We start from the raw sequence: 23743 nt of genomic DNA, 5'->3' as shown, positions 1-23743 counted from the left end.
GTTGTGGTTCCTTAGGCTGCGCTGGTGTTGCGGGCCAGCACCGCCAGCACATTGCGCGCCGCCGCCACGCCCATGTTGACGTAGGCGGCGCGGGTCACGCCGCCGATGTGCGGGCTGAGGACGATGCGCGGTTCATGCTGGAAGGGGTGGCCGGCCGTCATGGGTTCGACGGCGAAGCTGTCCAGGCCGGCGGCGGCGACCTTGCCAGACCGCACGGCGGCCAGCAACGCGCCTTCGTCCACCAGACCGCCTCGGGCGGTGTTCACCAGGATCACGCCGGGCCGGCACTGTGCCAGCGTGTCGGCGTTGATCAGGCCACGGTTCTCATCCGTCAACGGGCAGTGCAGCGAGATCGCGTCGGCTTCCTGCCAGAGCTGTTGCAAGGGCACGGTGTCGATGTAGGCAGGCAAGTCTTGCGCATAGGGATCGTGGCCGATGACGCGCATGTTCATGCCATGCGCCATGGCCGCAAAGCGGCGGCCGATGGCGCCCAGCCCGATCAAGCCGATGGTCTTGCCGTCCAGCTCCATGCTCTTGTGCGTGGACTTGTCCCAATGGCCGCCGCGCATGCGCGCGTCCAGCGTCACCAGGGACTTGGCGCAACCCAACAGCAGCGCCAGCGCTTGTTCGGCCACGGCGGCAGCATTGGCGCCCGCCGCCGCCACCACGTCGATGCCGCGCTGCGCGGCGGCGGCCTTGTCGATGGTGTCGGTGCCGCTGCCGTGCTTGGATATCACGCGCAAGGACGGCGCGGCGTCCATCGCGGCGGCGCCGACCTTGCTGTAGCGCACGATGATGGCCACGGGATCATGCTGGCGGCACAGCGCCACAATGTCGTCTTCGGTCGGTGTCTTGCCCGCATAGACAATGTTGAATCCTTCCAGCAGCGCCAGGGCCTCGGGGGCCAGGTCAGCCGCGGTGACAAGTAGTGCTGGCTTCGCGGCGGCGGGGGGATTCACAGCGACTCTCCTTCCTTCAACACGCCGGCGCTGCGCAAAGCGGCGGTCAGCCATTTGGCTTCGGTGTCGCCGGCCTGGATGGCGGCGATACGAGCGGCTTCGTCGCGCACCTTCTTTTCGGCGGCGGGCAGCAGGCCTTCGATTTTTTCCCGTTCCACGACTACCAAGCCGTCGGCGTCGCCAATGATGAAGTCACCGGCGTTGACGGTGACGCCGCCCACGGATACCGGGTGGCCGATGCGGCCGGGCACGTTCTTGGTGGGGCCATTGGGGTTGGCGCCGGCGGCGAACACCGGGTAGCCCATTTCGATGATCTCGGTGGTGTCGCGCGCGGCACCGTCGATCACCACGCCGGCAAGCCCCAACTGACGGCAGGCGTTCATCATGATGGTGCCCATCAGCGCGGCGCTCAGGTCACCCTTGCCATCGATGACCAGCACGTCGCCGGGCTTGGCCAGCGAGATCGCCGCGTGAATCATCAGGTTGTCGCCCGGCCGGACTTCAACGGTAAACGCGGGCCCGGCCAGTTTCATGGCCGGATCCAGCGGCCGGATCCGGCCATGCAGCGCGCCGCGCCGGCCGGCCACGTCGGCGAGGATGGCGGGTTGCAATTGCGCGGCGCGGCGCACGACATCGGCGTCGACGCGGGGAAAGTCCTTGATGATGTCCTGGTTTGCCATAACGGCTCCTGTGTAAAAAATGGGGGAAATGTCAGGTGGGTTGGATGCCGGATTCGCGTATGACCTTGCCCCACTTCTGGAAGTCGGCCTTGCGGGTCTGGTCCAGCACCTGCGGCGATCCGCCGACCAGCGTGATGCCCAGCTTCTGCGCCAATTCCGTCAAGGACGGGCTTTGCAACGCCTTGCCGATGCTGGTGTTAAGCCGCTGGATAACAGGCGCCGGCGTGCCGGCCGGCGCGAAGACGGCCTGCCATTGCTCGGCCACGAAATCGGGAATGCCGGCTTCTTGCATGGTCGGAACATCAGGCAGCACGGGCAGGCGCTGCGCGGACGTGACGGCCAGGGCGCGCAGCGCGCCCGATTGCACATGCGGCAGCGCGGCGGCCGCCGGCAGAAACGCAAACTGCACTTGGCCGGCAAGCGTGTCTTGCAGCGCGGGCGTGTCGCCCTTGTAGGGCACGTGCAAAAAACGCGTGCCGGTTTTCTGTTGCAGCAATTCGCCCTGCATGTGCAGGATGGTGCCGGTGCCGCCCGAGGCGTAGGCCAGGCCTTGCGGCGCGGCCTTGGCGGCGGCCAGCAGATCGGCCACGGTCCGGTAGGGCTGGGCCGCGCCCACCACCAGCAGATGGGTAATGGTGCCGATCATGATGATGGGTTCGAAGTCGGCGACCGGGTCATAGGTCAGCTTGCCCATCACATGGGGGGCAATGGCCTGCGGCCCGATCGAGGTACCCAGCAGCGTGAGGCCATCAGGCGCGGCGCGCGCGACGCGGGCCGCACCGATGGTGCCGGTGGCGCCGGGCCGGTTGTCGACGATGACGCGCGTGGCAAGCAGCGCGTCCAGTTGTTGGGCCACGGCGCGTCCCAGCACGTCGGTGCTGCCGCCGGCCGGGTAGGGCACGACCCAGGTAATGGTCTGGCCGGCGGGCCAGTCTTGCGCGGCGCGCACACCGAACGCGGCGCTGGCGGCCACGGTGGCGCCCAGTGCCAGGAAGCGGCGGCGCGCAAACGAGGGGGTGTCAGTCAATGTCATGCTTGTCTCCTGAATATTTTTTTCATGCCGGAAAGCCGTAGAGGGCCGCCGGGTTATGCACAAGAACGCGGTGCAGCGTGGCGTCCGTTCGGGTCCAGTGAGCAAGCTGCTCAAGCTGGTGCGCGTCATCGGGCATGGGCTGCATCCCGGCCGATGCCGAGGCATGCGGCCAGTCGCTGCCCCAGAGCACGCGATCGGGATTGGCGTCGATGAAGGAGCGGGCCAGGTCGTCAAGCGCCGGGTCTTGCACCGAGCGCTGTTCACTAACGAGGTAGCCGCCGGACAACTTCACCCAGGCACGGCCCGCGCCCAGCCATTGCAGGACCAGGGCGTGGGCCGGGTGCGTGCCAGCCTGGTTCGGCGCAATGCGCGCCATGTGGTCAAAGACCAGCGGGGTGGGTAGGCGCGCCAGCACATCGCTGATCTGCACCAGTTGGTCTGGCGGCATCAGTAGCTGGACATGCCAACCCAGCGGCGCCACGCGCGCGGCCAATGGTTCGATCTGAGCAACGGCATTCACCACGCCTAGCGACAGGTTGAACCGGATGCCGCGCACCCCCGCCGCATGCAGCGCTTGCAGTTGCGCGTCGGTTTCCAAGCCGTCGATGACGGCCACGCCGCGCGCCTGTTCGCCCAGTTCGGCCAGGGCCGACAGCATGCTTCGGTTGTCCGCGCCATAGGTCGACGGCGTTACCAACACGGCGCGCTGCGTGCCCAGCCTGGCCTGGATGGCGCGGTATTGCTGCATCGTCGCGTCCGGCGGCAACAGCCGCGCGCCGGGCACGGCGGGGTAGCGCGCGTCGTAGGCGTGGATGTGGCAATCGCAAGCGCCGTCGGGAACCGCCACGGCGGCGGGCGCCAAGCCAGCAGAGTATGGGTAGGGCACGGACATGCGGGCTTACTCGACGCGGGCGCCGGAATCCTTCACGATCTTGGCCCAGCGGATGCGGTCGTTGTGGATCAGCTTGGCGAAGTCTTCAGGCGTGCTTGTCAGCACGCGCGCGCCCTGTTCCTGATACTTCTGGCTCAGGTCCGGGGTTTGCAATGCCTTGTTGAATTCCGCATTCAGGCGCTGCACGATTTCCTTGGGCACGCCGGCCGGCGCGGCCAGACCGAACCAGGTCACGGCTTCAAAACCCGGATAGCCGCGTTCGGCGATGGTGGGCACGTCAGGCAGATCGGACGCGCGTTGCGCAGCCGTCACCGCCAGGGCGCGCATCTTGCCGTTGCGGATGTGGCCGATCAGCGTGGGAACCGACGACAGGTACATGTCGATCTGCCCGCCGATCAAATCATTGGAAGCTTGGGCCGCACCCTTGTACGGGATGTGGGTGAGCTTGATGCTCGCCGCATTCTGCAATTGCACGGCGGCCAGGTGCGCCACGGTGCCGTTGCCCGAGCTGGCGTAGGTCAGCAATTCCGGCTTGGCCCGCGCCGCCGCGAGCATGTCGTCGAATGATTTCAGCGGGGAATTGGCCGGCACCACCAACACCAGCGGCGCGTCGGCGACCAGGCCGATGGCGGTCAGGTCCTTCTCGGGGTCGTAGGGCAGCTTGGCGTACAGGGTGGGGTTGATGGCCAGGTTGCTGGTCTGGCCCAGCACCAGCGAATAACCGTCGGCCGCCGACTTGGCCACGGCGTCCACGCCGATGTTGCCGCCAGAACCCGGGCGGTTTTCCGTGACGATGTTCCAGCCGGTGTTTTTGGCCACCTTCAGCGCCGCTTCGCGGGCCAGCACGTCCGTGCCGCCGCCAGGCGGAAACGGGACGATCAGGCGGATGGGTTTGTCGGGGTAGCCCTGGGCGGCGCTCAACCCCGCCACGCAGATGAGCGCCAAGCCAGACAGCACGCGCGCAATGACTTTCATGGTTTGTCTCCAGTCGTTGTTTTGATCCGCGCATTGTGCGATCGTGTTCCGCCTAATACAATCCAGGTTCGTACAGCGAAACGTGTTGCGTACCATGGTCGATATCAAAGACAGCAAAAGCGGCAACAAGAAAGGCGGCAAAGTGGATAAATCCAAGCGGGAAGCCGCCATGGAGGACGCCACGGATGACGCCACGGACGACGCGCGCATCACCGAAGACGTTGCCCCCGAAGACGATGCGCCCGAGGAAGGCGTGGTCGCGGTCAGACGCGCAATGCGCATCCTGGAAGCCTTCGGCATTGACGATGCGCACTTGACGCTGGCGGAACTGAGCCGCCGCACGGGTTGCCACCGATCCACGGTGTTGCGCCTGGCGCGCACCTTGGCCATGGACGACTACCTGGCGCAGCGCCCGGATGGCACATGGCGTCTGGCGCGGGCGGCCGGCTGGCTGGGCGCCTGCTATCAGGCCACCTTCAACGTGCAGGAATTGGTGCAGCCCGTACTGCGAGAGCTGTCGGGCGCAACCGGGGAAAGCGCAACGTTCTACGTGCGCGAGGGCAATCAGCGCATCTGCATGGCGCGTGTGGAAGGGCCGAAGTCCATCCGCCACCACGTGCGCGTGGGCGCGGCGTTGCCATTGAACCTGGGCAGTCCGGGCCGCGTGTTGCTGGCGTTTTCAGGCGAAGCGGGCGAAGAGTACGAGGCCGTGCGGCGCGCCGGCTACATGATCTCGCTGGGCGAGCGCGACGCGGAAGTGTCCAGTATTTCCGCGCCGGTCTATGGCATCAATTGGACCTTGCTGGGCGCCATCTGCATCTCGGGCCCGATCTCGCGCTTGAATGAAGCCGTGCTGCTAGGCCATAAAGAAGCCATTCTTTCCACGGCCAGCCGCCTGTCGCGCTCGATGATGGGCGCGCGGCAGGGTGGGGCGGCGTGACGATCCCTACGCCACCCCCGCGTTCCCTTCCCGCATCAACGCCTCCACCAGCAGACTCAACGCCGGGCTTTTCGGCGCGCCCTTCCTGAACACCAGTTCATACGGCTCGCTGCGCGACTTCAGCGCCAAGGCCAGCGTGCCCACCAAGCCGTTGCGGCAGAAGTAGTTGGCGACGTCCTCCGACACCAGCGCGACCAGATCCGTGTTGCGGCTTAGCAATGTCAACGTAGCCAGCGCCGAGGTGGTCTCGATCAGGTGCAGCGGGAAATTCAATTCGGCTTCGTGGAATTCACGTTCCAGCAGCCGGCGCATTGGCATGTGCGCGCGATAGACCACCCAGCGGCTGTCCTGCAATTCGCGCAGGTCCACGGCGTCCGCGCCCATCGCGGTATGGCGCACGTTGGCAATCACGGCCAGCGACTCGGGCTTGATGACGATGGATTCGTACAGCTCCTGGTTACGCCCGACGGACGACCGGCAGATGGCCGCGTCCAGTCGCCCGCGTTCGATCAGGCCCAGCAAGGTCTCGCTGGTGTCTTCCACGATCTCCACCGACATGCGCGGCTGCTGGCGCAACAGGTGCGTGACGGCATCGGTCAGCAGCGGCACGGCGCCCATGATGGTGCCGATGGCCAGGCGGCCGCCCGCACCGCTGGCAATGGCGTCCAGTTCGAAGCGCAGCTTGTTGATGTCCGCCTGGATCAGGCGCGCAAAACGCAGCGCGCACAGGCCGGCCTCGGTCGGTATCAGCCCTCGGTTGGTGCGCGCGAACAGTTCCACCTGCAAGGTCTGCTCAAGCTCGCGCAGCGCCTTGCTGGCGCCGGGCTGCGTCAGGCCGATCTTGTCGGCGGCGGCCAGCAGCGAGCCGCATTCCTCAATGGTGATCAGCAGTCGGAGCTGCTTGGCATGCAGCCGCGACATGACCGAATTCAGGCTGGGGGGAACGTTTGCCATGAATAAAAGTTATAGCTGTATAGAAAGTCGTCAGTGTACCGACCCGCCGTCCATGCCTAGACTTCAGCCTTCTTATCTGGTCCAAGTTTTCAAGGAAAAGAGGCAGCATGGCACTGATCAATTACGTCACCGAAATTCACTTCGGCGCCGGCGTCCTGGCGGACCTGCGCGAGGTCTGTGAGCGCCTGGGTATTACCAAACCTTTGATCGTGACCGATCGGGGCGTGGAAGCGGTTGGCATCGTAGACCGCGTGAAGTCGGCGCTGGGCCACGCGAATCTGGCCGTGTTCAACGACACGCCGCCCAACCCATCGGAAGCGGCGGTGCGCGCGGGCGTGGCCAGCTTGAAGCAGGCGGTTTGCAACGGCGTCATCGCCGTGGGTGGGGGCTCTTCCATCGACCTGGCCAAGGCCGTGGCGGTGTCCGCGCGCCATGAGGGCCCGCTGCGCCAGTTCGCCTTGATTGAAGGCGGGGTGCAGAACATCACGGCGGCCACGCTGCCCATCGTCGCCATTCCCACCACGGCGGGCACCGGCAGTGAAGTGGGCCGAGGCGCGATCATCATCCTGGACGATGGGCGCAAGGTGGGCATCTTGTCGCCCCACGTCATTCCCAAAGTTGCCATCTGCGACCCCGAGCTGACGCTGGGCTTGCCCGCGGGCCTGACCGCCGCCACCGGCATGGACGCCATTGCCCACTGCATCGAAACCTTTCTGGCGCCGGCCTTCAACCCGCCTGCCGACGGCATTGCGCTGGACGGCCTGTGGCGCGCGTGGCGTCACATTGAAGTGGCGGTCAACGAGCCGGGCAACGTCCAGGCGCGCGCCAACATGATGAGCGCGTCCTTGCAAGGGGCGCTGGCGTTTCAGAAGGGCTTGGGTTGCGTGCACAGCCTGAGCCATTCGCTGGGCGGCATCAACCCCAAGCTGCATCACGGCACGCTCAACGCCATTCTGCTGCCGGCGGTGGTGCGCTTTAACCGTGGCGCAGAAACCGTGGCGCATGAAGACAAGATTGCGCGGCTGGCCCAAGCCATGGGCTTGCCAGCAACGCTGTCGGTGGAAGAGGCCCTGGCCAACAAGAGCCGCGCGTTGAACCTGCCGACGGGCTTGGGCGAACTGGGCGTCACGGAAGACCTTTACGAACGAATCGTCAAGGGCGCGCTGGCCGACCACAGCCACCGCACCAACCCGCGCGACGCCAGCGCCGACGACTACGTGGCGATGCTGCGCGCATCGACGTAAGACGTGCGCGCCTGAAGCCCCATCCCGCATCCGCATGGGATGGCGCTATGTATTCAAACAATCAAACAACTAAACAATCCAAATAGGTGGAGACATGAGCACCCTATCCGTTGGGGGTTCCAACCCTGGCCTGACCGCCGCCGACAAAGAAACCCTGGTTCCCGATGCCGAGCGCCGCCGCGCGCTGATGGGCAGCGCGGTGGGCAGCACCATCGAGTGGTACGACTATTTCCTGTACGGAACCATGTCGTCCATTATTTTTGCCAAGCAGTTTTTCCCTAGCGATAACGCGCTGGTCAGCCAGATGCTGGCGCTGGCCACTTTCGCGCTGGCCTTTCTGGTGCGCCCGCTGGGGGGCGTGATCTTCTCGCACATCGGCGACCGCATCGGCCGCAAGAAGACGCTGGCGATGACGCTGTCGATGATGGGCTTGTCCACCGTGCTGATGGGCATGTTGCCCAACTACGCGCAAATTGGCCTGGCCGCGCCCATTCTGCTGACGCTGCTGCGCCTGATGCAGGGGCTGGCGTTGGGCGGCGAATGGGGCGGCGGCGTGTTGCTGGCCGTGGAATATTCGCCACGCAAGAAGCGCGGCTTCTATGGGGCCGTGCCGCAAACCGGCGCGGTGCTGGGCCTGGCGCTGGGCAACGTCATCACGTCGCTGCTTAGCGCAAGCATGAGCGAAGAAGCGTTCCAGTCCTGGGGCTGGCGCATTCCGTTCGTGGGTTCCATCGTGTTGGTGATGGTGGGCATGTGGATCCGCAACGCCGTGGGCGAAACCCCGTCGTTCAAGAAGATCCAGGCCACGCGCAGCAGCGCCCGCATTCCGCTCAAGGAAACCTTGCAGCACCACTGGCGCGAAGTGCTGATCGCCATTGGCGCGAAGGTTGTCGAGACTTCCACCTTTTTTCTGTACGCCACCTTCACCATCTCGTACATGATGGATCACGGCTTTGCGCGTTCGACCATTCTGAACATTGTGCTGGTCTGCGCCCTGATCGCGTTTCCGTGCATGCTGTTCTTTGGCCATCTGTCTGATCGCATCGGCCGCAAGAATGTGTTCATCGGCGGCAGCGTGGCCTTTCTGTTGTGGATCTTTCCGTACTTCTGGCTGCTGGATCAAAAGTCGGTGTGGGCCGCGGGCCTGGCGATTGCCGTGGGCTTTGGGGTCATCTGGGCCAGCTACGGCGCCATGATCGGCACCTTGTTGGCGGAAGCCTTTCCGCCCGCCATCCGCTACACCGGCATGTCGCTGGGTTATCAGATTGGCGCGGCGCTGGTGGGCGGCCCCATGCCGCTGATCGCCACGGCGCTCATCGCCTACTACAGCGGCAGCTATGTGCCCGTGGTGCTGTTCCTGGCGGCGTGCGCGGTGGTGTCCATCATTGCGGTGGCGGTTGCGCGCGATCGCAGTGGCCAGCCGCTGGATGATTGATCCCTGCGTGTCGACATCCACCTCATCTGACTTTTATCCAAGGAATTCAATCATGCAGATCACTGGAGAAATGCTCATCGGTCACGCCGCCGTGCGCGGCACCGCCGGTTCGCAATGCGCCTTCAACCCCACCTTGAATGCCGACATCGCGGAACCAAGCTTCGGCCTGGGTACGCACGCTGACGTGGAGCGTGCCGCCACGTTGGCCGCCGCCGCCTTCGACCCGTATCGCCATCTTCCGCAGGCTCGCCGCGCGGAATTCCTGGAGGCGATCGCCGATGAAATCCTGGCGCTGGGCGACGCGCTGATTCAGCGCGCTCACCAGGAAAGCGGCTTGCCCGTGGCGCGGCTGACGGGTGAACGTGGCCGCACCATCGGCCAACTGCGTCTGTTTGCCCAAGTGGTGCGCGACGGCCACTTTCTGGGCGCCATTGTTGACACTGCCCAACCCGAACGTCAGCCACTGCCGCGCGCGGATTTGCGCCAGGCAAAAGTTCCGCTTGGGCCGGTGGCCGTGTTCGGCGCCAGCAACTTCCCGCTTGCGTTTTCCGTGGCGGGCGGCGACACGGCATCCGCTCTGGCGGCCGGCGCCCCGGTCATCGTCAAGGCGCACAGCGCGCATCTGGGTACGTCTGAACTGGTGGGCCGCGCCGTGCAAAAAGCCGCGCAACGCACGGGCATGCCTGAAGGCGTGTTCTCCTTGCTGATCGGCGCGGGCCGAACCATCGGCGAAGCGCTGGTCGCGCATCCGGCCATCAAGGCCGTGGGGTTCACGGGCTCCCGGCAAGGCGGCTTGGCGCTGGTCAACATTGCCAACCAGCGGCGCGAACCCATCCCCGTGTATGCGGAAATGAGCAGCATCAACCCCGTATTCGTGCTGCCCGCCGCGCTGGCGACGCGCGGGCAGGCCATCGCGCAAGGCTTCGTGGATTCACTCGCGCTGGGCGCGGGCCAGTTCTGCACCAACCCCGGCCTGGTCATCGCCATCGATGGGCCAGAGTTGGATCGATTCATTGCCGCCGCCAGCGACGCGCTGGCCTCCAAGGCCGCGCAGGTGATGCTCACGCCCGGCATCTGCGCCGCGTACAACCGCAGCCGCCAGCAGGTCCAGGCCGTGCCGGGCGTTGAAGCCGTGGCAAACGGCAGTGCCGCGCGCGAACAAGCCAATGCGGCGCAGGCCGCGCTCTACGTGACCAGCGCGCGCAATCTGTTGAACAACGAGGCCTTGCAGGCCGAGATGTTCGGCCCCGCCTCCGTTATCGTTCGTGCGCAAGGCTGGCAAGAAGTGCTGGACGTGGCCGAGCACTTGGAAGGCCAGTTGACGGCAACGCTGCAACTGGACGCGCCCGACCATGCCCCCGCCCGCGCCTTGCTAAGCGTGCTGGAACGCAAGTGCGGCCGCATCCTGGCCAATGGCTTTCCCACGGGCGTGGAAGTCAGCCACGCCATGGTGCATGGCGGCCCGTACCCGGCCACGTCGAACGCCATGCACACGTCCGTTGGGGCAACCGCCATTGACCGGTTCTTGCGACCGGTGTGCTATCAGGATCTGCCGGATGGGTTGCGGCCGGAGGCCGTGCAACAAGACAACCCGTTGGGGATCTGGCGTTTGGTGGATGGGGCGCCGGTGCCGCCTGACGGGGGGCGTTGATCAGAGGAATGCCGTAGCAGCGATGACCGCCAAGCCCGCGCAGAAGTCGGTGTGCGCGGGCGTGTAGTGATTCGCCGCGTGCAATAGATTGATCTGCCCAAGCAGGCGGCCCCGGCCGTACACCGGAATGTTCAGCACGCTCTGGCAATTCAAGGCAAAGATGGCGTCGGCGTCGGGGAAGTTGATGCGAACCGCATTCGCGTCGGGCGTGAGCAAGGGCTTGCCCGTCGCCAGCATTTTCTGCATGGCCGGCGCCGCGCTTATCAACTTGGTGCCGCTGGCTGGATAACGGTCGGGGGCGCTGCTGTACAGGCGATGTGCGGTGCCGGCCGTCAGGTCATAACGCAAGGCGGTGAACAAACGGTGGCCGACCGCGCGCTGCGCAATGCCGTCCAACGCGGCAAGCAAGGGGTCGGGCTCTTCCGCGGATTTGGTGTGAGAGAGCGCGGCGCGAAGGATGTCGATTTCCGATTGAGACAAGCTGAACGGCGCGGTCATGGCTTCGCCTCATTGCTGGCCATGCCTGGTGGAACCGGCGCAAGCGGCAGGTCGATGCGTGAAGCATGATCGCCGCCCGTGCCGATCTTCAACAGCGGCGGGCGGCCGTGAGGAACCTGCCCGCAGTGGTCTTTGTCCGCGCCGGCTATCGATACCCGGATGCGGCTGCCCTGCTGGAATTGCCAGGCGGTGGGCAAGAGGGGAACCTCGACACGCTCGAATTTCCCCGGCGTCAGCGGCCGCGCATCGTGCCGGCTGAATGTGCGAAAGGGCCACGTGGTCTTGTATTGCGGCGGGCAGGGTGAAGTCTTGCGATGCAGCAGGCGCAACAGGCCTTCGGTCACATAGCGTTCGGTGCCGTCGGCCTCGATTTCGGTCAAGTAGACAAACAGGGCAGCGTCGGGCTCGCTGCTGCTGACCCATAGGTCCGCCACGGCGTGGCCCGCCAATTCCGCCGCCGCCTCCAGCGGTGCGGACGTAAAGCTGCACATGCGGTCGCCGCGTCCTTGCCAGTCAGGGTAATACTCGGTGCTGTTGATGGCGGCAATGCGCTCGTAGCGGGTGCCAGCGCCGGTACCGATGGCAAAGTCCACTTGATAGGCTTGATGCGATGGGCTGGGCGGCGGGGCGGTCTCAAGCGCCAAGGCGGGTGCCAGGTACAGAGAACTGTCTTTGCCCTGGTCGTAGGGCGGCCATTGCGCGGCGCTACGCCATTGTTCCGAGTGCAGCGCGTAGTAGTGGATCGGCGCCTCGGCATCCAGGCCCGTTGGCTTGCCCAGCAGATAGTGATCGAAGAACCGCAGAATTTCGGCAAGCCAGGGAAAGTCCGCCATCTGCGTCGTGCGCCACGGTGACACATCAATGCGCGCGCCATGGTCCCAGGGGCCAAGCAAGAGGTGGCTGGGGTTTTTCGACAAGGTCAGATAGCGCGAAATAGCGCCGTTCATGTAGCCGCCGCCATCCATCCAGCCCGATACCGACAGCACGGCCACGTCTGGGGGAATCTGTTCGGCCAGGCTGTAGGGGCTGAACGTAGCCGAGCTGAACTGCGCATCGTAGGGCAGGGGGTCTTCGCGAAAGCGGAACTCGGGCATGAACTCCGTCTGGCGGAAGTTGGCCAGGTGTTCCTGGATGGCGGTTTTCAGCAGTTCGCCTTCCGGATCTTCGTCTACCGGCTGCGGTCCTTCAAAGTGCGGGTTTGCGTAGTAGACGAACCGATGCAGCATCTCGCGTCGGTCATGGTCCAGGGCGACCATCAGGTCGTCGTAGCTTTGCGTCAGCGCCTTGAGCTGCATGCCGCCCGGAAAGTAATTGTCGGTGTAGGTGTCCCATACCGAAAACAATGGGGCGATGGCCTTCACCGCCGGGTGGCCGGTACTGGCCAGAAAATCAGAGGCGGCCCCCAGGTAAGAGATGCCGGTGGCGCCCACAACGCCGCTGGACCACGGTTGCGTGATGATCCACTCCACCACTTCGCGGCTGTCGTCGCGTTCGCGCGGCGAGCGGAAGCTGTCGCGCGTGCCGAAACTTGCGCCCGTGCCGCGCACGTCGATCACGACGACGGCGTATCCACGCGGCACGAAGTAATCCCGGAACTTGGCGGTATTGGGCGCGCATTCGCCGACTCCGTCCGGGTGAAGCTTGAAGCGGCGGTAGTAAGGCGTGAACAGCACGATGGCGGGAAACTGCGCGGGCGCCGGATCATCACCGCGTTCGGGTGTGCCTTCTGGAACATAGATATCAACTGCCAGGCGGCAGCCATCGCGCATCGTCAGGTAGCGGGAACGCGGCGTTGGGATCGCGTAAATCCCGGGTCGGGTGTCCGCGTAGGCCTGCGGCGGGACCACCCAGGCCACATCTTCGTTTTTCGGGTACGACGGCATGGACTTCCTTGGAATCTTGGTGAAAAAAATGCGCTGGACACGGGGCCGCAGCGACTGCACAAGCCATGTTATTGACGTGCAATCGACCGCACCAATATGCAATGTGGATATCGGTATAGGAAAAAGCGATGTGGCTCGCAGGGCGTGCCAGGCTGAAATTTCCTAGGGATTACGCGCAGGGGGCATCTATTCAAGCGCATCGTTGAATATGATCCGAGCGTGATATAGGAATTACCGATGGATTTCCGACAACTCAAGTACTTCACCCGCATCGTCGAGCTGGAAAGCATTACGGCCGCCGCCGAAACCTTGCATATTGCACAGCCGTCCTTGAGCCAGCACGTGGCCAACCTTGAACGCGAGTTTGAGACCCCCTTGCTGCTCCGAGGCCCGGGCGGGGTACGCGCCACCGACGCGGGCAAGCTCTTGTACCGGCACGCCAAGATGGTGTTGCGCCAAGTGGAAGAGGCCAAATCCGCGTTGAAGCACGGGCGTGACACACCGGCGGGCCATGTCACGGTCGGGCTGCCAACCAGTACGTCTCGCGTGCTGGCGGTGCCGCTGATTGAAGCGGTGGCGCAGCGGTATCCGGAGGTGTTGCTTGAAGTGATCGAGGGAAGCAGCGCCGACCTGGCCGTGGCGGTTTCCCTGCACCGCATGGATATCGCGGTGGCAATGGACGTCCAGCCGCAGCCGGCTCGCATGACCACGACGCCGCTGCTGGTCGAAAACCTGTATCTGGTCGGACCCGCGCTGGGCGTGGATGCGATATCGCTGCAACGCATGGCGGAGTTGCCCCTGGTGCTTCCCAGCTTTCCCAATTCGATCCGTGTGCTGGCCGCGCGCGCGTTCGCGGACGACGCCTTGCCCTTGACGCTGGTTGCGGAAACCAGCGCGGTGTCGGTGTTGCTTGGCTTGGTACGCGCGGGCAAAGGTTGGACCGTGCTGCCTTCGTCCGCGCTGGTGGGGCCGGAGGCCGAGTCCGACCGGATCGTGTCCACGCCGATTGCAGACAAGGCGTTCAGCCGCAGGGTGTCGGTCTGCATGTCCTTGTCTACCGAAAAAAGCGTGGTCTGCACGCACATCCACCAGACCTTGATAGAGGTCGCGTGCGACCTGGTGGAGACGGGGCGATGGGCGGGCGTCAGCTGGAAAAACTGACGACGCGCCGCTTGCTATTCAGGCTTGATCTTCGCCAGTTCTGCGACCTTGCCCCAATGGGCGCGGTCGGCGGCGACGATGTCATCGAAGTCCTTCAGCGTGACGCCGCTGGCGGTGGCGCCTTGCACTTCGAAGTAGGCGGTCATTTCCTTCTCGGTGACGACTTGACGCACTAAGCCCGCGATTTTCGCGGCAACGTCTTCGGGGGTTTGCGCGGGGGCGAACAGCCCGAACCATCCCAGCGCTTCAAAGTCCGGAAAACCTTGTTCGGCAACGGTAGGCACGTCGGGCAAGACATCCAGGCGTTGCCTGGACGTGACGGCAACAGCGTTGAGGTCGCCACGCTTGATGTAAGGCAACGACGTCATTGCCACGTCCAGCATGAAGTCCACGTGCCCCGCCATCGTGTCGGTCAAGGCGGGGCCGGAGCCTCGATAGGGAACATGGGTCACGGGAATGTCCAGGCTGGCGCGCAAGGCCTCGGTCGCCAAATGGTTGGACGAGCCCAGGCCACTGGACCCATACGTCAGGCCGCCCGGCTTGCTTCTGGCCGTGGCGATCAGCCCTTTCAGATCGTGCAGCTTCAGGTCCTTGTTGACGACGACGACGTTGGGAACGGACGCGATCATCGCCAGCCCTCGAAAGTCCTTCAGCGGGTCATAGGGCAGGGTCTTGTACAGGAACGGCGCAACGGATTGTGTGCTGACCGTGCCCAGGAACAGGGAATAGCCATCGGCCGGCTGCCCCCGCGCGTAGGCGGCTCCCAGCGTCCCTCCCGCGCCGGGCTTGTTTTCGACGACAAACGGCTGGTTCGTCAGTTGGCCCAATCGTTGGGCCACCTTGCGTGCCACGATGTCGGTCGAGCCGCCCGCCGCGAACGGCACGATGATCCGGACGGGCTTGTCTGGCCAAGCCGCGGCTTGTTGCGCGTGCGCCGGCGAGAGCATCGTCAGGGCGCTGGCGAGGGCGGCGAGCAGGGATAGCGTCTTCATTGGAAATCTCCAGGTGTCGTGGGCAAGGGCCGGGGCCGCGGTACGTCAGCGTCAATCGACCTGGACGCCGGTGCTGGCAATGAACTCGCCCCATACCTTGGCGTCGTCCTCTGCCCGGGCACGCATGGCGTCGGCGCTTCCTTGCATCGGAACGAAGTACAGGTCCTTGAGTCGCTTGTTGACGGCCGGGTCGGCAATGGCGGCCTGTATCGCCCCGTTCAGCTTGCTCACGATGGCGCTGTCGGTTCCCGCCGGGCCCATCAAGGCGAACCAGCCCGGCATGGCAGGGGCTTGTATGCCTGCTTCCTTCAAGGTGGGCACATTGGGCAGGTCGCTGGCGCGCTGCTCCGCCAGGATCGCCAACGGAATCACATTGCCCGCTTCGATCTGCGGCAACGCGGAACCCAGCACGCTGGTCATGACGTCGACCTGTCCGCCAATCACGGCATTCAGCGCCGGGCCAGAGCCCTTGTAGGGAACGTGGCGCAGCTTGATGCCGGCGCCTGCCGCGATCATCTCGGTCGACAAGTGGGTGGAATTGCCGGCCCCGGCGCTGGCGAACGTGATGCTGTCCGGGGCGGCCTTGGCGGCGGCCAGCAGTTGCGGCAGATTCTTGTAGGGGCTGCTCTTTCCCGCGACCAGGACGAAGGGCGTGTCGACCACCGGCGCGATATAGGTGAAATCCTTGTTTGCGTCGTAGGGCAGGCTCTTGTACAGCTTGGGGTTGAAGCTCATCTGGGACACGCCCGCCAACAGCAGGGTGTAGCCGTCGGCGGGCGCCTTGGCCACATAAGACGTGGCCACAATGCCGTTCGCGCCAGGCTTGTTTTCGACGACGACAGAAGCGCCCAAGGCGCTTGCCATCTTTTCGCTCAACAAGCGGGCGACCACGTCCGCCCCGGACCCCGCGGATTGCGGGACGATCAAGCGTACGGGATGGTCGGGATAGGCGGGCTGAGCATGGGCTGCCTGGCCGATAAAGGCCAGTGCGCCGACAAGGACCGCGCGCAGGCAACGGGCTGAACGGGCTTTACTGTGGTCAAACATCGAATTCCCCTGAATTGACGCGCTTGGCGCGAACTTTTTTGTGTGTGATGCGTGCGGACCCATGCTAGGCAGGCGGTCAGATCAATTCAAATACTGCTTTCCTATGCGCCTATAGGTTTTTCCTTTGGCGCGATGGGTTCGCCATTACGTTGGGATCGTGTTGGCATCTTTTTCGCCGTTGGACGGTGACCTTGATATGAGCCCCCGCTTTTCGCCGGTGCCCTCAGTCACTCGTGCCCGCATGAAATCCCCTTCGACTCCGCCCAGCCCGACTTCACGCCAGCTATCCACCGGCCCCTCCCACCGCAAATGGTGGTTCGCGCTGCATAGCTGGGCGGGCTTGAAGCTCAGCCTCTTCATGGCGTTCATTTGCCTGACCGGTACGCTGGCCGTCATTTCCACCGAGCTGGACTGGCTGGCGCAGCCCGCGATGCGCGTCGATCCGGCCGCGCAGCGCGCAAGTTGGGGTGACATGGTCCAGGCCGCGCAAGCGGCGCGCCCGGGCTGGACGCTGCAATCCGTCACTGCCGCCCACGCTTCCCACTTCGCCGCCCGGGCCTTGATGCGCACGCCACAAGGGGAACAACGCTTGGTATGGATCGACCCGTACCGCGCCATTGTCACCGGCGATACGTCCTGGTTCAGCCTGCAGCGTTGGCTGCGCAACACGCACCGACATCTGTTTCTGCCCACGCGCTATGGCGTGCCCTTGGTGTCGGCCTTGTCGATACCGCTGCTGGTGCTGATCACGACGGGGCTGGTTGTCTACAAGCGTTGGTGGCGGGGTTTTCTGGCGTGGCCACGGCGGGGAAAACGTCGCTTGACCTGGGGCGATACGCATCGGCTGCTGGCGGTGTGGAGCCTGTGGTTCAGCACCCTGATTGCGTTGACCGGGCTGTGGTATTTGGTCGAATCGCTGGGCGGGCATGCGCCGCCGCTGCCCGCCATCACCACCGCGGACGCGCCACGCGCCGCCGCGCCGTTTACGGCCAAGACGCTGGACGTGGCCGTGGCGCGCGTGCGTCAAGCCTGGCCCGATCTGGACATCCGTGTCTTGCGGCTGGATGCCGATGGCCGGGCGGGGCAGGTGGAAGGGCAGACGCAGGCGTGGCTGGTTCGCGACCGGGCCAATGCCATCCGGCTGCCCTTGTCCGATGAGGCCGTCGCCCGCCGCGGCGCGGCCGATCTCGGCCCGCATCAGCGCCTGTCGGAAATGGCGGACCCGCTGCATTTCGGCTCGTTCGGGCCGTGGCCCGTGCGCGCGGTGTGGTTCATCTTCGGCGCGGCGCTGACCACGCTGTGCCTGACTGGCGCCTATCTTTACGGCCTGCGCATCGCGGGCGGCAGCGCCGCGCTCAGGGCAAAGGCCGGGCATGCCGGCGCACCGGTCGCGCCCTCGCGTGAAGCCTGGACAGGCATGCGCCCGTGGCGCTGGGGGTGGGTGGCGTTGCTGTTGATGTCCCAGATGCTGTTCATCGGCGAGGCCATGGGCTGGATCAATCTGTTCGGATGAACCGGGGTAGCGGCATGGGTTTCCGTTATTATTAACGTTACTCATTATCAATACGACATTCCGCGCCGCCTCCCGCTCCCATGTCCCAATCCATCGCGCCTCGTCGGCTGGCCCTTAGCGGCCTTTACGCCGACCACCATCAATGGCTCTACAGTTGGCTGCGCAAGCGGCTGGGCAACGCCTGGGATGCGGCGGACCTGGCCCACGACACGTTCCTGCGCGTCTATTCCAGCAACCGCCCGCTGGAAATGCCCGAGCCGCGCGCCTTCCTGACCCACGTTGCAAAAGGCCTGGTCGTTGACTTCTGGCGGCATCGCAGCGTGGAACAGGCCTACGCGGAATCGGTGGCCGCACTGCCCGCCGACACCGCGCCGTCTCCGGAAAGCCGGGCCTTGATTCTGGAAGCGCTGTACTGCATCGACCGCATGCTGGACGCCATGCCGGCGCGGGTGCGCGGCGTGTTCCTCATGTCGCAACTGGACGGCCTGACGTATGCGCAGATTGCCGCCGCCACGGGCCTGTCGGTGCGCACCGTCAACCGCCATATGCAGCAGGCATACCTGGCGTGCCTGACCGCCATTGATCCATGAACGCGCCGCACATTCCGGATGCGCTGTTGGCCGAAGCGGCGGGCTGGATGGCCCGCTTGCACGATGCCCCGGATGACCCCGCCAGCTTGCAGGCCCTGTCCCGCTGGATTGCCCGCAGCCCCGCGCATGCGCAGGCATGGGCTCGGGCCGAACGCGTGCTGGGTACCTTTGGGCAAGTGCCGCACCCCCTGCGCGCGCATGCGCTGAAGGGGCTGGCCAAGCCGGACCGCCGGCGTCTGGCGGCTCGCCTGCTGGGGCTGGCGGTCGCGGGTCCGGTGGCTTACACGGCGTGGCGAGCCATGCAAGCGGACCTGGAAAGCGGCACTGGCCAGATCCGGCAGGCAACGTTGGCGGATGGCACGCGCATGACGCTGGATACCGGTACGCGGGTAGACGTCCGCTACTCAGCTTCGCAACGCTTGCTGTCGCTTCGGGCGGGCCGGATCTTCGTGGCGACGGCGCGGGATGCCCACGTGCCCGCGCGTCCGTTTCTTGTCCAGACGCCGATGGGCAGCGTGCAGGCTATCGGCACGCAGTTCACGGTCAGCCTGGAACAAGACGACGCGCTGGTTGACGTCTACGAAGGCGCGGTGGACGTACGCCCCAAAGAGGGCGGCGGCCAGATCGTGCGCGCGGGTCGGCAGGCCAGGTTCAATACCGCCATGACGCAGCCCGATACGGCGCTGCCAGAAATCTCACCCGCATGGACCAGCGGCATTCTGACGGCGGACAACATGCGCCTGGCCGACTGGACGCGCGCCCTGGCCCGCTACCGCCCGGGCTTTTTGCACTGCACGAGCGAGGTCGCGAACTTGCGCGTGTACGGCTCGTTTTCCCTGCGGGACACGGACGCCAGCCTGGCGTTACTGGCCCGCACGCTGCCGGTGCGCGTGGCCTCGCGCACGCGGTACTGGGTGCAGATCCAGGCGCGCGACGCATAGCCGCCATTCCCCGCATTCTCGTTGGCATCTTTTTCCGCGTCGTTCGGTGTACAGGATAGAGGCCCTGAAACCCAGCCGGGATCGGGCCGTGGCGTGACCCCTGTCCGTTCTCCCGAAACTCTACCCGCGGTGCTTTCTTCATGTCCCAATTTCGTTCTTCCCCGGTCCGCGCGGCCGTGCTGCTGTGCTTTTCGGTATTGCTGCCCGTCGGTGCGATGGCGCAAACCCAGGCACCCGCCACCCAGTCCGTCACCCGCGACTACCGCATAGGCGCCGGCCCGCTAGGCTTGGCCTTGTCGCAATTCGCCACCCAGGCCAACGTGCGCTTGTCTTTCCCGGGCACGCTGGTGCAAGGCATGCAGTCATCGGGGCTGAACGGCAACTACTCGGTGGCGGAAGGCTTTGCCGCGCTGCTGTCGGGCTCGGGCCTGCGCGCCGTTCCGGCCGGGGCCAATGAATACACCTTGTCCGCCGTGCCCTCCAATGCGGTGACCCAGTTGGAAGCGGTAACGGTGACGGGCGCCTACACCGGCGGCTTGATGCCCGCGTTTGCCGGCGGCCAGGTGGCCAGCGGCGCCAGCGTCGGCATGCTGGGCGAACGAAGCATCATGGACACGCCTTTTTCGGTAACGGCGTACACCAGCACCCTGATGCAGCAACAACAAGCGCAGAGCGTGGCCGACGTGGTGTCCAACGATGCCTCGGTGCAGAACACCAACCCCCGGACCAGCCGCTTCGACCAGTTTTCCATTCGGGGCTTTCCGGTCCTGAATAGCGACATTGCCTTTAACGGCCTTTACAGCGTCTTGCCCACCTACGCGCTGGCCGTGGAAAGCCTTGAACGCGTTGAAGTGTTGAAAGGCCCCAACGCCTTGCTCAACGGCATGGCGCCGTCGGGCGGTGTGGGCGGCGCGATCAACGTGGTGCCCAAGCGGGCGGAAGACACGCCCACCCGGCAAGTCACCGCCAGCTACGGCACGCACAACGTGGCGGGCGGCCATGTGGACCTGGGCCAACGCTTTGGCGACAAGGGCGAACTGGGCATCCGCGTCAACGGCGCCTACAAGGGTGGCGACACGGGCGTGGGCTCGCAACACACCACGCGCGGCCTGATGACGCTGGGCCTGGACTACCGGGGCGAACGCACGCGCTGGTCGGCGGACGTCGGCCATCAAGACCGCAAGGTCGACGCCCCACAGGAGCGCGTGGGCGTGGCGGCGGGCGTGCCCGTGCCGGACGCCAAGCGCGTCGACCGTGGCTACGCGCCCGACTGGACCTACGCCAATTCGCGCGACAGCTACATCGCCTTGCGCGCCGAACACGACATCACCGACCGCACGATGGTCTATGGCGCGTTTGGCGCGCGCGACGGCGACTACAAATTCCTGCGCATGAACGTCACCACGCGCGATGCGGCCGGCAATTTCTCGGCCAGCCCCACGTATTTCCTGCGCGACGAAAGCGTGCATACCGGCGAGATCGGCGCGCGCACCCGCTTTGCAACCGGCGCGGTGTCGCACGCCGTATCGCTAAGCGCCACGCAATTCCGGAAGACCTTCGGCAACCTAAGCTACGACTTCGACCCTGTCCGTTCCAACCTCTATACGCCGCTGCCCACGTCCGCGCCTTCCCTTGCGGGGCTGGACACCGACATTCCCAAATCCGGCGAATCCCGGCTGACCAGCGTGGCCTTGGCGGACACGCTATCGATCTGGGACGAACGCCTGCAACTGACGGTGGGGGCGCGCTCGCAGCGCGTGGTTACCGAGCAGTATGACGAAACCGGCAACCGCACCAGCCGTTACGACAAGCGCAAAGTCACGCCGGCCATCGCGCTGTTGGGCAAGCCCACGCAGAACGTGTCGGTGTACGCGAACTACATCGAAGGCCTGAGCGAAGGCCCCACCGCGCCCCTTACCGCCGTCAATGCCAACGAAGTGTTCGCGCCGATCAAGTCCGAGCAGGTCGAGGCCGGCGTGAAGCTGGACTACGGCGATATCGGCGCCACCTTCAGCGCCTTTCAGATTCGCCGCCCGAGTGGGCTGACAGACCCGGTCACCGGCGTGTATGCCGTCAACGGCATGCAGCGCAATCGCGGTCTGGAATTGAACGTGTTCGGCGAGCCCGTCAACAATGTGCGCCTGCTGGCCGGCGTGATGTACCTGGATGGCCGCCTCACCAAAACCGGCAACGCCACGACCGAGGGCAACGTGGCCCCCGGCACGCCGCGCTACAGCATGAACCTGGGCGTGGAATGGGACACCCCGTTCGCGCCCGGCTTGACCGTGTCGGCGCGCGCCTTGCGCACCACCTCGCAATATCTGGACGCCAGGAACACGCAGGAAATCCCCGCGTGGACGCGCGTGGACCTGGGTGCGCGTTACGCCTGGCGCGCCGGCAACACGCCCGTCACGCTGCGCGCCACCGTGGAAAACGTCTTCAACAGAGCCTACTGGGCGTCGGCCTCGTCCAACGGCCTGACCATCGGCGCGCCGCGCACGGTGCTGTTGTCGGCAACGGTGGACTTCTGATCAGGCGAGGGCGCGCGCGGCGTGCAGCGGCTTGTGCACCGTCTGCGCGATTAGCACGCCTATCAAGCTCATGCTGCCGCCGATGACGTGATAGGCGTGCATCTGTTCGCCCAACATCGCCACGGCCAGCACGGCCGTCAACACGGGCAGCAGATTGATGAAGATGCTGCACCGGTTCGGCCCCAGGTGCTTCACCCCTTGAATCCAGAAGAACGACAGCAGAATGGATGAGCCGATGCCGGCGTAGGCAATCAGCGGCAAGGTGCGAGCGTCCAGCGACGCCGCGCCCGCCGGCAGCATCAGGAAGAAGGGCAGCATGAAGACCAGTGCGGCCACGGCTTGCAGGTACACCGCCTGCCATGCCGGAATCGACAAGCGCCAGCGGCGCAGCAGCACGCCATACAGCGCGTAGGACAAGGACGCCAGCAGCATCAGCAGGTCGCCCACATGGACGCCGTTGCGCGCGATGGCGGCGATGTCGCCTTGGCCCACCACGTACAACAGGCCCGTGAACGACAGCACGCCGCCCAGCGCCATGCCCACCGTCACCGCTTCACCCAGCACGATCACGCTGAGTATCGCCGTCAACAAGGGCACCAGCGCGGTGACGATGGCCATGTTGGTGGCCGTGGTGCTTTCTGCCGCGCGGTACGACAGGCTCTGGAACAGCGCCATGGCCAGCAAGCCGCTGATTGCCATCTTGCCCAGGTGCGGCCGCACCGACGACCAGTTGCGCCGCAGCGACGGCAGCACGAAGGGCGTCATCAGCGCCAGCGCCAGGATCAGGCGGTAGAAGGTGATGGCCGTGGGGGAAATTGCGGAGGCGGCCAGCTTGGACACGATGACGTTGCCGGCCCACAGCACGATGGCCATGAATGGAAAGAGCAGGGAAGTGATGGGCATGAAGGTCTCCAGAACGAGCCTTGCATGGTGCCGCCCGGGCAGGCGTCCGTCTGGCGCTACTATGTCGCCAGTTATCGCAAAACTGCCAATCTCACAAAACTGCCCATATCGCAAAACAGCCAATCTCACAAAACCGCCAACATGGAAGATTCCCGCTTCGACGCCACCTTCGCGGCTTCCGGCGCGCCCGCCGCGGCCTTGGCGGTGGACTACCCCGACGGCCATGTCATCGCGCCCCATCGCCACGACCGTGCGCAATTGCTATACGCCATCCAGGGCGTGATGACCATCGACGCCGAAGGCGGCCGATGGGTGGTGCCGCCCACGCGCGGGGTCTGGCTAGAGGCCAACGTGGCGCACTCCGTCCGCATGCACGGCGCGGTGCGAGTACGCACCGTGTTCGTCGACGGCCGCGCCACCGCCCACCTGCCCGCGCGCAGTTGCGTGCTGGACATCTCGTCCTTGTTGCGGGAACTGATCGTGGCGGCCGTGGACGTTGACCTTGCCGCGCCACCCAGCTCCGGGTCTCGCGATTGGCATCTGCTGCACCTGCTGTTGCAGGAATTGCGCAGCCTGCCGGTGCTGCCCTTGTACCTGCCCATGCCGGCGGACGCGCGGCTCAGGAAATTCTGCGACGCCTTGATGCGCGAGCCGGATGCGGCATTGACGCTGGACGAATGGGCGGCCCGGCTGCACCTGTCCACCCGCACCTTGCACCGGCAGTTTCAACAACAGACCGGCATGCGGCTGGGGCAGTGGCGCCGGCAGGCGCGGCTGCTGCTGGCGCTGGAACGCCTGGCAGGTGGCGCGCGGGTGGTGGACGTGGCGCTGGAACATGGCTACACCAGCCAGAGCGCGTTCGCGGCCATGTTCAAGAAGCACTTCGGCGTGTCGCCGGGGGCGTTTTATCGGTAGCTAGGG

Annotated in this window: 21 protein-coding genes; 10 read left to right on the top strand and 11 right to left on the bottom strand. The window is 65.4% G+C overall.

The features are described 5' to 3' along the window. Positions 1-11: 11 nt before the first annotated feature. The 5 genes from WBR68_RS10830 to WBR68_RS10810 are packed head-to-tail and all read right to left on the bottom strand — an operon-like array spanning position 12 to position 4539. Positions 12-959: an NAD(P)-dependent oxidoreductase gene (locus WBR68_RS10830; RefSeq protein WP_050445495.1), complete on the bottom strand. Its 948-nt coding sequence runs from the start codon at positions 957-959 to the stop codon at positions 12-14. Beyond that, entirely contained in the window at positions 956-1639 is a 684-nt protein-coding gene (locus WBR68_RS10825; protein WP_230694168.1) for an RraA family protein, read from the bottom strand. The genes WBR68_RS10830 and WBR68_RS10825 overlap by 4 nt, the downstream gene beginning before the upstream one ends. Positions 1640-1670: 31 nt before the next feature. After that, complete coding sequence (locus tag WBR68_RS10820; protein WP_230694167.1) at positions 1671-2672, bottom strand: Bug family tripartite tricarboxylate transporter substrate binding protein; 1002 nt, start codon at positions 2670-2672, stop codon at positions 1671-1673. A 22-nt stretch (positions 2673-2694) separates the two neighbouring features. After that, positions 2695-3564 (bottom strand): amidohydrolase family protein, encoded by an 870-nt coding sequence (locus WBR68_RS10815; RefSeq protein WP_230694166.1) that lies wholly within the window; start codon positions 3562-3564, stop codon positions 2695-2697. A 6-nt stretch (positions 3565-3570) separates the two neighbouring features. Continuing rightward, positions 3571-4539: a Bug family tripartite tricarboxylate transporter substrate binding protein gene (locus WBR68_RS10810; protein ID WP_230694165.1), complete on the bottom strand. Its 969-nt coding sequence runs from the start codon at positions 4537-4539 to the stop codon at positions 3571-3573. Positions 4540-4813: 274 nt separating this feature from the next. Here WBR68_RS10810 and WBR68_RS10805 point away from each other — a divergent pair, with 274 nt between their 5' ends. Then, on the top strand, positions 4814-5479 hold the full coding sequence (locus tag WBR68_RS10805; RefSeq protein WP_370641221.1) for an IclR family transcriptional regulator: 666 nt from the start codon (positions 4814-4816) through the stop codon (positions 5477-5479). Positions 5480-5485: 6 nt separating this feature from the next. Here the strand turns inward: WBR68_RS10805 and WBR68_RS10800 are convergent, their stop codons facing one another. Then, complete coding sequence (locus WBR68_RS10800) at positions 5486-6433, bottom strand: LysR family transcriptional regulator (protein ID WP_370641212.1); 948 nt, start codon at positions 6431-6433, stop codon at positions 5486-5488. 107 nt (positions 6434-6540) lie between these two features. On the opposite strand from WBR68_RS10800, the gene WBR68_RS10795 reads away from it, so the two are divergent. The 3 genes from WBR68_RS10795 (at position 6541) to WBR68_RS10785 (ending at position 10763) form a co-directional block, all read left to right on the top strand. After that, entirely contained in the window at positions 6541-7677 is a 1137-nt protein-coding gene (locus tag WBR68_RS10795) for an iron-containing alcohol dehydrogenase (RefSeq protein WP_230694163.1), read from the top strand. A gap of 94 nt (positions 7678-7771) precedes the next feature. Next, complete coding sequence (locus WBR68_RS10790; protein WP_230694162.1) at positions 7772-9112, top strand: MFS transporter; 1341 nt, start codon at positions 7772-7774, stop codon at positions 9110-9112. A gap of 52 nt (positions 9113-9164) precedes the next feature. Next, positions 9165-10763 (top strand): aldehyde dehydrogenase (NADP(+)), encoded by a 1599-nt coding sequence (locus WBR68_RS10785; RefSeq protein WP_230694161.1) that lies wholly within the window; start codon positions 9165-9167, stop codon positions 10761-10763. Here the strand turns inward: WBR68_RS10785 and WBR68_RS10780 are convergent, their stop codons facing one another. Both WBR68_RS10780 and WBR68_RS10775 read right to left on the bottom strand, forming a co-directional pair. After that, a complete protein-coding gene (locus WBR68_RS10780; RefSeq protein WP_230694160.1) occupies positions 10764-11261 on the bottom strand; it encodes a GAF domain-containing protein in 498 nt (165 codons plus the stop codon). Continuing rightward, entirely contained in the window at positions 11258-13144 is a 1887-nt protein-coding gene (locus tag WBR68_RS10775; RefSeq protein WP_230694159.1) for a CocE/NonD family hydrolase, read from the bottom strand. Before WBR68_RS10775 ends, WBR68_RS10780 begins: the two co-directional genes overlap by 4 nt. A gap of 237 nt (positions 13145-13381) precedes the next feature. Between WBR68_RS10775 and WBR68_RS10770 the strand changes: the two genes are divergently transcribed. After that, positions 13382-14305, top strand: a complete 924-nt coding sequence (locus WBR68_RS10770; protein ID WP_230694158.1) for a LysR substrate-binding domain-containing protein — start codon at positions 13382-13384, stop codon at positions 14303-14305. Positions 14306-14319: 14 nt separating this feature from the next. Here the strand turns inward: WBR68_RS10770 and WBR68_RS10765 are convergent, their stop codons facing one another. Beyond that, positions 14320-15297 carry a Bug family tripartite tricarboxylate transporter substrate binding protein gene (locus WBR68_RS10765; protein WP_230694157.1) on the bottom strand — a complete coding sequence of 326 codons (978 nt, stop codon included), beginning with the start codon at positions 15295-15297 and terminating at the stop codon, positions 14320-14322. 51 nt (positions 15298-15348) lie between these two features. Beyond that, on the bottom strand, positions 15349-16344 hold the full coding sequence (locus WBR68_RS10760; RefSeq protein ID WP_230694156.1) for a Bug family tripartite tricarboxylate transporter substrate binding protein: 996 nt from the start codon (positions 16342-16344) through the stop codon (positions 15349-15351). A gap of 241 nt (positions 16345-16585) precedes the next feature. Between WBR68_RS10760 and WBR68_RS10755 the strand changes: the two genes are divergently transcribed. The 4 genes from WBR68_RS10755 to WBR68_RS10740 all read left to right on the top strand — a co-directional run bounded on the left by WBR68_RS10755 (position 16586) and on the right by WBR68_RS10740 (position 21919). Continuing rightward, complete coding sequence (locus WBR68_RS10755) at positions 16586-17857, top strand: PepSY-associated TM helix domain-containing protein (RefSeq protein ID WP_230694155.1); 1272 nt, start codon at positions 16586-16588, stop codon at positions 17855-17857. 80 nt (positions 17858-17937) lie between these two features. Beyond that, positions 17938-18447 carry a sigma-70 family RNA polymerase sigma factor gene (locus tag WBR68_RS10750; protein WP_050445486.1) on the top strand — a complete coding sequence of 170 codons (510 nt, stop codon included), beginning with the start codon at positions 17938-17940 and terminating at the stop codon, positions 18445-18447. After that, positions 18444-19388, top strand: a complete 945-nt coding sequence (locus WBR68_RS10745; protein ID WP_230694154.1) for a FecR domain-containing protein — start codon at positions 18444-18446, stop codon at positions 19386-19388. Before WBR68_RS10750 ends, WBR68_RS10745 begins: the two co-directional genes overlap by 4 nt. Before the next feature lie 140 nt (positions 19389-19528). After that, positions 19529-21919: a TonB-dependent receptor gene (locus WBR68_RS10740; protein WP_230694153.1), complete on the top strand. Its 2391-nt coding sequence runs from the start codon at positions 19529-19531 to the stop codon at positions 21917-21919. Here the strand turns inward: WBR68_RS10740 and WBR68_RS10735 are convergent, their stop codons facing one another. After that, complete coding sequence (locus tag WBR68_RS10735; RefSeq protein WP_230694152.1) at positions 21920-22822, bottom strand: DMT family transporter; 903 nt, start codon at positions 22820-22822, stop codon at positions 21920-21922. A 141-nt stretch (positions 22823-22963) separates the two neighbouring features. Between WBR68_RS10735 and WBR68_RS10730 the strand changes: the two genes are divergently transcribed. Continuing rightward, positions 22964-23737: an AraC family transcriptional regulator gene (locus WBR68_RS10730; protein WP_230694151.1), complete on the top strand. Its 774-nt coding sequence runs from the start codon at positions 22964-22966 to the stop codon at positions 23735-23737. Positions 23738-23743 lie beyond the last annotated feature (6 nt).

Origin of the sequence: Achromobacter sp. JD-1, assembly GCF_038594925.1 — a bacterium.
Taxonomy (GTDB): Bacteria; Pseudomonadota; Gammaproteobacteria; order Burkholderiales; family Burkholderiaceae_B; genus Achromobacter; species Achromobacter spanius_C.
The sequence above is the reverse complement of the archived record's forward strand: the minus strand, read 5'-3'. Positions and strand labels throughout refer to the sequence as shown.